Genomic DNA, 10,845 nt, shown 5'->3' with positions numbered 1-10,845 from the left:
GCACCAGAATCTTGCTGGGGCTTCCGTGAGGCAACTTTTACAGCTTAGCTCGACCGCTCACCCGAATCAAATCCGGGGCACTCGGTCCAGCTAGTGTGATCGTCAGGCGCTCCTCGTCCTACCTCGTTTCCCTGGCCTCACACTCAGCGTTTCCGCTCAGCTCCTGGGCCCCGGGTCGGTGTCCGTGTCGCTCTGACTTGGATAAAGTTACGTTGCTACATTTGCAATGTCAAATCGCCTGGTCAGAAAGGGTTTTCAGCGAGGTTTCGATCATCGTCTCCGCGCATCCCTTGCCCGACCTGCCATCGGGGCCGGTCATTCGGTGACGCCGACCCGCTGGACCTGGCCGCCGAGCGCCTGCAGCTGCTCGACGAAGTTCGGGTAGCCGCGGTCGATGTGGAACACGTCGTGCACTTCGGTCGTGCCGTCGGCGACCAGGCCGGCCAGCACCAGCCCGGCGCCCGCGCGGATATCGGAGGACCACACCGGTGCGCTCGACAACCGCGGGATGCCCCGGACCACTGCGTGATGACCGTCGGTGCGCGCATCGGCGCCCAGGCGGATCATCTCCTCCACGAAGCGGAATCGCGCTTCGAAGATGTTCTCGGTGATCATCGAGGTGCCGTCGGAGATGGCCGCGAGACCGATCGCCATGGGCTGCAGGTCGGTGGGGAATCCGGGGAACGGCAAGGTCGAGAAATTCACCGCACGCGGGCGCTCGGGTTGCACCACCCGGAAGCCGTCGGGCTCGAAGGAGATCCGCGCACCCGCCGAACGCAGCTTGTCCAGCACCAGCGACAGATGCTTCGGGTTGACGCCGGTGACGCGCACATCGCCCATGGTCATCGCGGCGGCGATGCCCCAGGTGGCCGCGACGATGCGATCGCCGATCACCCGGTGGGTGGTGGGCGAGAGCCGCTCGACGCCTTCGATGGTCAGCACCGAGGTGCCCGCGCCGGTGATCCGCGCGCCCATCTGCACCAGCATGTTGCACAGGTCGACGATGTCGGGTTCACGGGCGGCGTTGTCGATGACGGTCTCCCCCTCCGCCAGCACCGCCGCCATTAGGATGTTCTCGGTCGCGCCGACCGACGGGAAGTCGAGCCGGATCCGGGCGCCCTGCAGCTCGTCGGCCCTTGCCACGACGCAGCCGTGCTCGATCTCGCTGGTGGCACCCAGCAGACGCAGGCCGGCCTGGTGCATATCCAGCGGGCGGGAGCCGATGGCATCACCGCCGGGCAGCGCAACCACCGCGCGTTTGCACCTGGCCATCAGCGGTCCGAGCACACAGACCGAGGCGCGGAACTGGGTCACCGCGGGGAAGTCGGCGTGGTACTTCGGTTCGGCCGGCGTGTCGATGGTGACGACCGGCCCCTCGATCGTCACATCGCAGCCGAGGCCGCGCAGCACATCCGCCATCAGCGGAACGTCGAGGATGTCGGGGCAGTTGGTGATGGTTGTGGTGCCCTCGGCCAGCAGGGCCGCGGCCATCAACTTGAGGACGCTGTTCTTGGCGCCCCCGACCGCGACCTCACCGACGAGCCGATTGCCGCCAGTTACCAGAAAACGTTCCATGCCGCCTCTCCGCGTCTTCGGCGCACCACTGAGTGCAAGGATAATGCTCTAACGGCTCCCGGCGATCGGACACCGAGGCAGTGAACTGGTCGTCGAGCTAGTCGTCGCGGTCCGCGGACTCGGCGGCCCCACCGGGCCGCCACAGCACATCGCCACCGGGATTGGCCACTCGGCCGAGGATGAACAACAGGTCCGACAGCCGATTCAGGTACCGAGCGGGCAGCGTACCGGTGTCGTCGGGGTGCGCTTCGACCGCCGCCCAGGCCGAGCGCTCGGCGCGCCGGACCACAGTGCGGGCCACGTGCAGATGGGCGGCCAACGGCGTGCCGCCCGGGAGGATGAACGAGTTGAGCGGGGCAAGCCCTTCGTTGAACTCGTCGCACCAGGATTCGAGCCGGTCGATGTAGGGCTGGGTGATGCGCAGCGGCGGATATTTCGGCGCCTCGACGATCGGCGTCGACAGATCCGCGCCCGCGTCGAACAGATCGTTCTGCACCTGACGCAACACCGCACCGATCCGCGGGGACGGATCACCCACCGCGAGGGCGACGCCGATCGCGGCATTGGCCTCATCGCAGTCGGCGTAGGCGATCAACCGCGGATCGGTTTTGGCCACGCGGGAGAAATCGCTCAGCCCGGTGGTCCCGTCGTCCCCGGTCCGGGTATAGATCCGGGTCAGGTGCACACTCACACGACCACCTTAAACGCTGCCCCGTCGAGGCCGGCGGTCGCTGTCAGTGCCCGCGCATCCGGCGCGCGCGATCGGAGGGCCGCGACTCCACCCATGACAAAAAGGCAGCCAGCGAGCCGCGATCCAACGCCAACTCGAAGCTGCCCTGGGCATCCGATACCGCGATCACCGCGATCTCGTCGGTCATGATGTCGTATTCGTCGCCACGTGGGCCACGTCGCTCCCCCACCTCGATGCCGCGACGGTGGATCACCGAATCCGGGCCGAGTTTGAGGCTGGAGAGCTTGAAGAACACGAGCCGGTCCTCGTCGTACCGGATCAGTCCGTGCCGCCAGCGTTCACCGCCGCGCGCCGGGAGCACCCGCAGAATCGCGGCAGTACCGCCGCGGCGCAACATCACCAGGCGATAGGTGGAAGCCAGGGCGAGGGCGACCAGCAGACATACCAGAATGATCAGCAGAACCATCCCGGTGTGCAATGCCGTCCATCCCTTCGTTCGCCGGATCGATCGAATCCCACCCCGTCGACCGAACCCGGTCATTCAATCACGGACTCGAGTTTACAAATGGGGCGGGCTTGTCCGCGAACATACCGGCCGCGGCGCCCGCTCGGTGATCGCGGCTACCGAAACAACACTGCCGGCGGCGAGATCGCCACCGGCAGTGTGATATTCGATTGTGTTGTGCCGCTTGGACGCTCACGCGTCCGGAGCTCAGGCGTGCGCGTCCTGCTCGACCGCGCGGACCCGGCCCTGCGCCACCCGCTTGTCTTCCTCGGAGGCAGTACCTTCGGCGAGCACCCGGCGGGCCGCCTCGACATCGACCTCGCCGGCGAACTCGGCGGACTCGGCCAGCACCCGGACCGAGTCGCCGGTGACCGAGAAGAACCCGCCGTGCACCGCCGCGACGATGCGCTGACCGTCGGTATCGACGATGGTCACCGTGCCGCCTTCGACCAGCTGGCCGAGCAGCGGCTCATGGCCTGCCATGATGCCGATCTGGCCTTCGGTGGTCTGCGCGCTGACGAACGACGCCCGGCCGGACCAGAGCAGCCGTTCGACGGCGACGAGATCAACTGACATATCGGCCATCGGTGACTACTTTCCGGCGATCTTCTTGGCGGCCGCCTCGACGTCGTCGAGACCACCGCAGGAGTTGAACGCCTGCTCCGGGTAGTGGTCGAACTCGCCCTTGCACACGCGGTCGAAGTCGTCGATGGTCTGCTCCAGCGGAACCACCGAACCGGGCTGACCGGTGAACTTCTCGGCGACGATGAAGTTCTGGCCGAGGAACTTCTCCAGGCGACGGGCGCGGCCGACGAGGACCTTGTCCTCTTCGGAGAGCTCGTCCATGCCGAGGATGGCGATGATGTCCTGCAGTTCCTTGTACTTCTGCAGGATGCGCTTGACCTCGTTGGCCACGGCGAAGTGCCGCTCGCCGACGATCGAGGCCTCGAGGATACGAGAGGTCGAGGTCAGCGGGTCGACGGCCGGGTAGATGCCCTTCTGCGAGATCGGGCGGGAAAGCTCGGTCGTCGCATCCAGGTGGGCGAAGGTGGTCGCCGGCGCCGGGTCGGTGTAGTCGTCGGCGGGGACGTAGATCGCCTGCAGCGAGGTGATCGAGCGACCACGGGTCGAGGTGATGCGCTCCTGCAGCTCACCCATCTCGTCGGCCAGCGTCGGCTGGTAACCCACGGCGGAAGGCATACGACCCAGCAGGGTCGAGACCTCGGAACCGGCCTGGGTGAACCGGAAGATGTTGTCGATGAACAGCAGCACGTCCTGGTGCTGCACGTCGCGGAAGTACTCGGCCATGGTCAGGGCCGAGAGGGCCACGCGCATACGGGTGCCCGGCGGCTCGTCCATCTGGCCGAAGACGAGGGCGGTGTCCTGGAGGACGCCCATCTCTTCCATTTCCAGGCGGAGGTCGGTGCCCTCACGGGTGCGCTCACCGACGCCGGCGAACACCGACGTACCGGAGAACTCACGCGCGATACGGGTGATCATCTCCTGGATCAGAACGGTCTTACCGACACCGGCACCACCGAACAGACCGATCTTGCCGCCCTTGACGTACGGGGTCAGCAGGTCGAGGACCTTGACGCCGGTCTCCAGGATCTCGGTCTTGCCCTCGAGCTGGTCGAAGCTCGGCGGCTTACGGTGGATGCCCCAGTTCTCGCCGTCGCGGCCGAGGCCGGGGCTGTCGAGGCAGTCACCGAGGGCGTTGAAGACGTGGCCCTTGACGACGTCGCCGACCGGCACCGAGATCGGCTTGCCGGTGTCGGTGACGGAAGCGCCGCGGACCAGGCCGTCGGTGGGCTGCATCGAGATGGTGCGCACGATGTTGTCACCGAGGTGCTGGGCGACCTCGAGGGTCAGGGTCTTGGCCACCGAGGCCAGGGTGATCTCGGCGTGCAGAGCGTTGAACAGCTCGGGGATGGCACCACGCGGGAACTCGACGTCCACGACGGGGCCGATGACCCGGATGACGCGGCCTGCAGCAGCGCCGGTCCGGCTCGAGTTGTCTTGTGTGACAGCTGCGGTCATTTGGATAAGTTCTCTTCCTGCGCTTTTAGTCGCGGTCCGAGCTCGACGCCAGCGCGTTCACGCCGCCGACGATTTCGCTGATTTCCTGCGTGATCTGGGCCTGACGCACCGAGTTGGCTTCGCGCTGCAGCACGCTGGCCAATTCGTTGGCGTTATCAGTGGCCGCCTTCATTGCGGTGCGCCGAGCCGCGGACTCGGATGCCGCTGCCTCGAGCAACGACGCGTAGATACGCGTATTGACGTACTTCGGCAGCAGGGCCGCCAGCAGCACATCGGCGTCGGGCTCGAATTCGTACTGCGCCTGCGGGTCGGCCGTGGCCGAATCGCTGAACGAGTCCTCGCCCATGTCGAAGTTCTCGTCGACAAAGCTCACCTGGATCGGCGCCAGACGACGCACCTCAGGGGTCTGGGTCAACATCGACACGAAACGCGTGTACACGATGTGCAGTTCGTCGACGCCCGCGATGTCGCCGGTCCCGTTGGGATGCGGCACCTCGCCGTCGGCGCCCGCCATGAAGGCGTCGACCAGGTGGCGGCAGGCCGCCGAAGCATCGGTGTACTTCGGCTGCTGCGAGAACCCGGTCCACGACGCAACGAGCGGACGGTTGCGGAAGGTGTAGTACGTGAGGCCCTTGTTGCCCATCACGTACAGCACCGGCTCCTTGCCCTCGCCGCGCAGGGTGGTCATCAGTTCCTCGGCGCGCTTGAGCACGTTGGAGTTGTAACCACCGCACATGCCGCTGTCACTGGTGATCACCAGCACGGCGGCGCGGCGCGGGTTGGCCCGCTCGGTCAGCAGCGGATGCGACAGGTTCTTCGACGCGCTCGCCAGCTCGCCGAGGACCTTGGTGATTTCCTCCGCGTACGGCTTCGCGGCCGCGACCCTGGCCTGGGCCTTGGAGATTCGCGAGGTCGCGATCAGCTCTTGGGCCTTGGTGATCTTCTTGATCGAATTCACACCACGAATGCGGGAGCGCAATTCACGCAAGCTTGCCACGGTTCACACTCCCTTCATTCGCCAGAAGAATCGAATAACGCATTGGTCGTCGCCCGACTTACTTCTCGACGTGCTTGCGCGTGACCGACAGCGACTCGACCTCTTCGTGGTCCAGTTCGCCGGCGGCGGCCTCGTTCACGACGCGGCTGCCGTCGGAGGCGAGGAAGCCCTGCTTGAACTTGTCGGTGGCCGTCTTGATCTGCTCGGCCGCCTCACCGTCGAGCGGCTTGGCGCCACCCTCGAGCGCGGCGAAGGCCTCGGGCACGCTGCGGTGCAGGTCCTCGAGCAGTTCGTTGTTGAAGCGACGGATGTCGGCGACCGGAACCGAGTCGTAGTAGCCGGCGTCGACCAGGTAGATCGAGACGATCTGGTCTTCGACCGCGACCGGGGAGTACTGGTCCTGCTTGAGCAGCTCGACCCAGCGGGCACCACGCTCGAGCTGGGCCAGCGAGGCGGCATCCAGATCCGAGGCGAAGGCGGAGAACGCCTCCAGCTCGCGGTACTGGGCCATTTCCAGACGCAGCGAACCGGCGACCTTCTTCATGGCCTTGGTCTGGGCGGCGCCGCCGACACGGGAGACCGAGGTACCGACGTTGATCGCCGGGCGGACACCCTTGTTGAACAGGTCGGACTCGAGGAAGACCTGGCCGTCGGTGATGGAGATGACGTTGGTCGGGATGAACGCCGAGACGTCGTTGGCCTTGGTCTCGATGATCGGCAGACCGGTCATCGAGCCCGCGCCCATCTCGTCGGACAGCTTGGCGCAACGCTCGAGCAGACGCGAGTGCAGGTAGAAGACGTCACCGGGGTACGCCTCGCGGCCCGGCGGGCGACGGAGCAGCAGCGAGATGGCGCGGTAGGCCTCGGCCTGCTTGGTCAGGTCGTCGAACACGATCAGCACGTGCTTGCCCTGGTACATCCAGTGCTGGCCGATGGCCGAACCGGTGTAGGGGGCCAGCCACTTGAAGCCGGCGGAGTCGGAGGCCGGGGCCGCGACGATGGTGGTGTACTCCATCGCGCCGTGCTCCTCCAGCGCGGCCTTCACGCCGGCGATGGTGGAGCCCTTCTGGCCGATGGCGACGTAGATGCAACGCATCTGCTTCTTGGGGTCGCCGGACTCCCAGTTGGCCTTCTGGTTCAGGATCGCGTCGATGCAGACCGCGGTCTTGCCGGTCTTGCGGTCACCGATGACCAGCTGACGCTGGCCACGGCCGATCGCGGTCAGGGCGTCGATGGCGGTGATGCCGGTGGCCATCGGCTCCTCGACCGGCTGGCGCTCCAGCACGGTCGCGGCCTGCAGCTCGAGCACACGGCGGTCTTCGGCCTCGATCTCGCCCAGGCCGTCGATCGGCTGACCGAGCGGGTTGACCACGCGGCCGAGGAACTTGTCGCCGACCGGGACCGAGAGCACGTCGCCGGTGCGGCGGACCTGCTGGCCCTCTTCGATCTCGGCGAACTCGCCGAGGATGACCGCACCGATCTCGCGGTCCTCGAGGTTCAGCGCCACGCCGAGCACGCCGCCCGGGAACTCGAGCAGCTCGTTGGCCATTGCCGAGGGCAGGCCGGAGACGTGCGCGATGCCGTCACTGGTATCGGTGACCACACCGACTTCTTCGATGGAGGTCTCGGGGGTGTAGCTCTGGGTGTAGCTCTCGATCGCGCTACGGATCTCGTCGGAGGAGATCGTCAGCTCCGCCATGTTCTTCCTGCTCTCGCTGTCTGGTCTCGAATGTCGGGGTTGGGTGGCGGGTTACGCCAGTTCGCGGCGCAGCCGCTCCAGTCGGCCCACGGCGCTGCCGTCGATCACGTCGTCACCGACGCGCACGACGAGCCCGCTCAGCAGACTCGCGTCGACCTGCACGTGCACCGTGACCGGCTTGCCATAGATGCGCTGCAGGGAGGCGGCCAGCCGCTCCTTCTGCTGCGCCGTCAGGGCGATCGCGGCCCGCACGTGCGCGACGATCTGGTCGCGTCGCGACGCTGCCAGGTCGGACAGCTCGTCGAAGGCCGCGCCGAGGCCGATCTGCTGCCTGGTCACCGCCTGCTCGGCGAGCGTGACGGTGATGGGCTCGGCCTTGCCGGTCAGCAGGCGGGTGATCAGTTCACGCCGCGCCGATTCCGGCTTCGCGCGATCCGACAGGGCCTGCTCCAGGTCGGGGTTGTCGGCGATGATCCGGCCGAGCCGGAACAGCTCGTCCTCGACCGCGTCGAGCCGGCCGCTGTCGGCGGCCGACTCCAGCAGCGCCTCCTGGCCGAGCAACTCCAGAGTGTCGACCAGGTCGGCGGTGCGGGACCAGTCCTGGGCCACCGCGGTGGTCAGCACCGCTTGGGTGGCGACGCTGACCTTTCCGCCGAAGACCCGCTCGCTCAGTTCGGCGCGAGCCGAACCGGGCACCGACACGTCCGCGAGCGCAACACGCAGCGAACGCTGGTCGTCCAGCACGGCGACGACGGCGAACAGTTCCGAACCCGTCGTCGCGGCAACACTGTCGCTTCCGGTCAGAGCGGCCCGAAGCGCTTCCCGCGAACGGGAGCTGGCCTCGCGGCTCGCTGCGTACATGCTTCTCACTTTCGCGTCGCTACCTTCCGACCCCGATGCCGGCGTCGGTGTCGTCGAGTTCGCTGAGGAACTTCTCGATCGACGCCGCCTGCTTGGCCTCGTCCGAGACCGACTGCCCGATGACCTTCTCGGCCAGATCGACCGCGGTACGGCCGACCTCGGAGCGCAGTTCGGTCAGGATCTGCTGGCGCTGGGCTTCCAGCTGGGCGTGGCCGGCGGCCACGATCCGGTCGCTCTCGGCCTGGGCCTCCGTGCGCATCTGCGCGAGGATCTGCTGGCCCTGGGTGCGCGCGTCCTCACGGATGCGTGCGGCTTCGAGGCGGGCGTCGGCCAGCTGCTGCTGGTACTGCTGCAGCGTCTGCTGAGCCTCTTCCTGCGCGGCCTCGGCCTTGGCGATACCGCCTTCGATCTTGTCGGTGCGCTCTTCGAGCACCTTCGTCAGACGCGGGACGACGTACTTGTAGAACAGTACGGCGATGACCGCGACGCAGACGATCGACCAGACGATGTCGTACGTTTCGGGGATGAGAGGATTCACATCCTCTCCGCCCTCCGCTGCGAGTACAGAAATCGTGTACATCGGAATCAGAAGATGAAGCCGGCGACGAGGCCGATCAGGGCCAGCGCCTCGGTGAACGCGATACCGAGGAACATGTTGGTGCGGATGGTGCCCTGCAGCTCGGGCTGGCGGGCGATACCCTCGATCGCCTTACCGACGACGATGCCGACGCCGATGCCCGGGCCGATGGCGGCCAGGCCGTAGCCGACGGCGCCGAGGCCCTTCAGCGTCGACTCGTTGGCAGCTTCCTGGGCCAGGTACGAGAGGCTCATGAGTCTTCTTTCCCTTTCTGTTGCTCACCCGCCGGTCGGCGTGGTGTAGCAGGTCTCCAGTGATTTGTTAGTGCGGTCAGTGGGAATCTGCGTGCTCGGCCAGGCCGATGTACACGGCGGTCAGCAGTGCAAACACGTAGGCCTGCAGGAAGATGACCAACATCTCGAACATCGTGAACCCGATTCCCGCCAGCAGCGAGAACGGCGAGAACACCTTCATCCAGTTGGTGGCGTCGAACAGGAAGAACCAGGTGGAGCTGAAGAACAGCACCAGCATGATGTGACCGGCCAGCATGTTGGCCATGAGTCGGACGGTCAGCGTGAACGGACGCAGGATGAAGGTCGAGACGAATTCGATCGGAATCAGCAGTACGTGCAGCGCGGGCGGCACGTTCGGCACCACGATGCTGCTACGCATGTACTTGAAGAAGCCGTACTTCTTGATACCGACGTAGTTGAACGCGATGTAGGCGATGACGGCCAGCACCAGCGGCATACCGATCCGCGCGTTCGAGGAGATATTCAAGAACGGGACGATGCTGGAGAAATTCAGGAAAAGAACCGTGAAGAAGATCGTCGCGATCAGCGGGAAATACTTGCGCCCGGTTTCCTTGCCGAGGACCTCTTCGCAGATCTGCTCTTTGACGAAGACCAGGCCGATCTCGGCGACGTTCTGCAGCCCGCGCGGAACGATGCGGGGCGAACGGAAGGCCAGCACCATGAGGCCGATCAGGACCGCCGACATCAGGATGCGAATGAGCATCAAGCGATCGAGTTCGAACGGCGTTCCCTCGAACAGCACCGCCGGAGGGAAAAAGTCGGTTAGCGATGGCGCGTGAAATTCCGCGGCCAAAGTGGTGACGCTCAGCGTTCTCTCCCGTGTTCGGGCCGCGGGTTCGGTCGTTCCCGCGGTTCGATCGGACATTGACGATCAATGTGGGTCGACTCAGGTCGGCTCGAAGTTCGTCAGCAGCTGCGCGGCATTCCCGCTCGGGCGTCTGTACGTGTGTCGGCGACATCGTCGACATGCAGAACCGGAACATAGCCCGGCACGGCAGTAGCATAGCGGCACCTGACGGGATCGTGGTGATCCCCCCGATGGTCGCTTGCTTACCAAGACTTTACCAAGTTATCTACGACAGCGTGTAGCTGGGTGCGATTTGTTACCGATCGGTACCTGGACCGACCTCGCGATCGGGCACCGTCACGTACGGAACCTTCTGCCGCAGAACGCCATACGTCTCCGCGCCGAGCACGATGACCAGCGCTCCGATGACGGTGAGGAACAGCGCGACGCGGTCGTAGAAATCGAATTGATTCAAGATCGCGATAACCACCATGGCCACCAGCAACTTGCCCGCCCAGCTGACGAGCATCACCAGTCCGGCCGTGGTCGGCGGCAGTTTCGCGCCGAAGAGCACCACCGCCGCGGTGGTCAGGATGAAGCCACCGCCGATGGCCGCGCCGAGCAGCGCACCCCAGACGCCGGAGACGCCGGAGACCGCACCGGCGATCGCCACCGCGAGCACGGTCAGCACGACCAGCCCGACCAGGCCGTAGCGCAGCGCGGCGCGCAGCGGAGCGTCGGGGCCGGGGTCTGTGTACGGTGTCGAACTCACGAGCCGCACTCTACCCGTGCCGGTTGT

General features: G+C 66.0%; 12 protein-coding genes. All 12 read right to left on the bottom strand.

The annotated features are described in order from the left end of the window. Window positions 1–315: 315 nt before the first annotated feature. The 12 genes from murA to RJ05_RS05465 all read right to left on the bottom strand — a co-directional run bounded on the left by murA (window position 316) and on the right by RJ05_RS05465 (window position 10,827). A complete protein-coding gene (murA, locus tag RJ05_RS05520) occupies window positions 316–1,575 on the bottom strand; it encodes a UDP-N-acetylglucosamine 1-carboxyvinyltransferase (protein WP_036533819.1) in 1,260 nt (419 codons plus the stop codon). 97 nt (window positions 1,576–1,672) lie between these two features. After that, window positions 1,673–2,266, bottom strand: a complete 594-nt coding sequence (locus tag RJ05_RS05515) for a cob(I)yrinic acid a,c-diamide adenosyltransferase (RefSeq protein ID WP_036533817.1) — start codon at window positions 2,264–2,266, stop codon at window positions 1,673–1,675. A 43-nt stretch (window positions 2,267–2,309) separates the two neighbouring features. After that, window positions 2,310–2,732, bottom strand: a complete 423-nt coding sequence (locus RJ05_RS05510; protein WP_036533836.1) for a DUF2550 domain-containing protein — start codon at window positions 2,730–2,732, stop codon at window positions 2,310–2,312. Window positions 2,733–2,978: 246 nt separating this feature from the next. Then, the gene (locus RJ05_RS05505; protein ID WP_036533814.1) at window positions 2,979–3,356 is read right to left on the bottom strand and encodes a F0F1 ATP synthase subunit epsilon; all 378 of its coding nucleotides are present in this window, start codon (window positions 3,354–3,356) and stop codon (window positions 2,979–2,981) included. A 6-nt stretch (window positions 3,357–3,362) separates the two neighbouring features. After that, entirely contained in the window at window positions 3,363–4,811 is a 1,449-nt protein-coding gene (gene atpD, locus RJ05_RS05500) for a F0F1 ATP synthase subunit beta (protein WP_036533812.1), read from the bottom strand. A gap of 25 nt (window positions 4,812–4,836) precedes the next feature. After that, window positions 4,837–5,808 carry a F0F1 ATP synthase subunit gamma gene (locus RJ05_RS05495; protein ID WP_036533809.1) on the bottom strand — a complete coding sequence of 324 codons (972 nt, stop codon included), beginning with the start codon at window positions 5,806–5,808 and terminating at the stop codon, window positions 4,837–4,839. Between the two features lie 58 nt (window positions 5,809–5,866). Beyond that, window positions 5,867–7,507 (bottom strand): F0F1 ATP synthase subunit alpha, encoded by a 1,641-nt coding sequence (atpA, locus tag RJ05_RS05490; protein ID WP_036533806.1) that lies wholly within the window; start codon window positions 7,505–7,507, stop codon window positions 5,867–5,869. 51 nt (window positions 7,508–7,558) lie between these two features. Next, the gene (locus tag RJ05_RS05485) at window positions 7,559–8,368 is read right to left on the bottom strand and encodes a F0F1 ATP synthase subunit delta (protein WP_036533804.1); all 810 of its coding nucleotides are present in this window, start codon (window positions 8,366–8,368) and stop codon (window positions 7,559–7,561) included. A gap of 19 nt (window positions 8,369–8,387) precedes the next feature. Beyond that, window positions 8,388–8,948 (bottom strand): F0F1 ATP synthase subunit B, encoded by a 561-nt coding sequence (locus RJ05_RS05480; RefSeq protein WP_036533801.1) that lies wholly within the window; start codon window positions 8,946–8,948, stop codon window positions 8,388–8,390. Window positions 8,949–8,953: 5 nt separating this feature from the next. Continuing rightward, the gene (locus RJ05_RS05475; protein WP_011207590.1) at window positions 8,954–9,199 is read right to left on the bottom strand and encodes an ATP synthase F0 subunit C; all 246 of its coding nucleotides are present in this window, start codon (window positions 9,197–9,199) and stop codon (window positions 8,954–8,956) included. Between the two features lie 76 nt (window positions 9,200–9,275). Beyond that, complete coding sequence (gene atpB / locus RJ05_RS05470; protein ID WP_081597181.1) at window positions 9,276–10,124, bottom strand: F0F1 ATP synthase subunit A; 849 nt, start codon at window positions 10,122–10,124, stop codon at window positions 9,276–9,278. A gap of 238 nt (window positions 10,125–10,362) precedes the next feature. Continuing rightward, on the bottom strand, window positions 10,363–10,827 hold the full coding sequence (locus RJ05_RS05465; RefSeq protein ID WP_081597180.1) for a Cg1360 family ATP-synthase-associated protein: 465 nt from the start codon (window positions 10,825–10,827) through the stop codon (window positions 10,363–10,365). Between the last annotated feature and the right edge of the window lie 18 nt (window positions 10,828–10,845).

The organism is Nocardia cyriacigeorgica NBRC 100375 (assembly GCF_000308555.1).
GTDB lineage: Bacteria > Actinomycetota > Actinomycetes > Mycobacteriales > Mycobacteriaceae > Nocardia > Nocardia cyriacigeorgica.
Note: the sequence above shows the minus strand (reverse complement) of the source record. Positions and strands in the feature narration are given on the sequence as shown.

Bases quoted from the DNA above. Each gene is read 5' to 3' on its own strand.
- atpA (WP_036533806.1), bottom strand. From the start codon at position 7,507: ATGGCGGAGCTGACGATCTCCTCCGACGAGATCCGTAGCGCGATCGAG.
- RJ05_RS05505 (WP_036533814.1), bottom strand. From the start codon at position 3,356: ATGGCCGATATGTCAGTTGATCTCGTCGCCGTCGAACGGCTGCTCTGG.
- RJ05_RS05485 (WP_036533804.1), bottom strand. From the start codon at position 8,368: ATGTACGCAGCGAGCCGCGAGGCCAGCTCCCGTTCGCGGGAAGCGCTT.
- atpD (WP_036533812.1), bottom strand. From the start codon at position 4,811: ATGACCGCAGCTGTCACACAAGACAACTCGAGCCGGACCGGCGCTGCT.
- atpB (WP_081597181.1), bottom strand. From the start codon at position 10,124: ATGTCCGATCGAACCGCGGGAACGACCGAACCCGCGGCCCGAACACGG.
- RJ05_RS05480 (WP_036533801.1), bottom strand. From the start codon at position 8,948: ATGTACACGATTTCTGTACTCGCAGCGGAGGGCGGAGAGGATGTGAAT.
- murA (WP_036533819.1), bottom strand. From the start codon at position 1,575: ATGGAACGTTTTCTGGTAACTGGCGGCAATCGGCTCGTCGGTGAGGTC.
- RJ05_RS05510 (WP_036533836.1), bottom strand. From the start codon at position 2,732: ATGGTTCTGCTGATCATTCTGGTATGTCTGCTGGTCGCCCTCGCCCTG.
- RJ05_RS05475 (WP_011207590.1), bottom strand. From the start codon at position 9,199: ATGAGCCTCTCGTACCTGGCCCAGGAAGCTGCCAACGAGTCGACGCTG.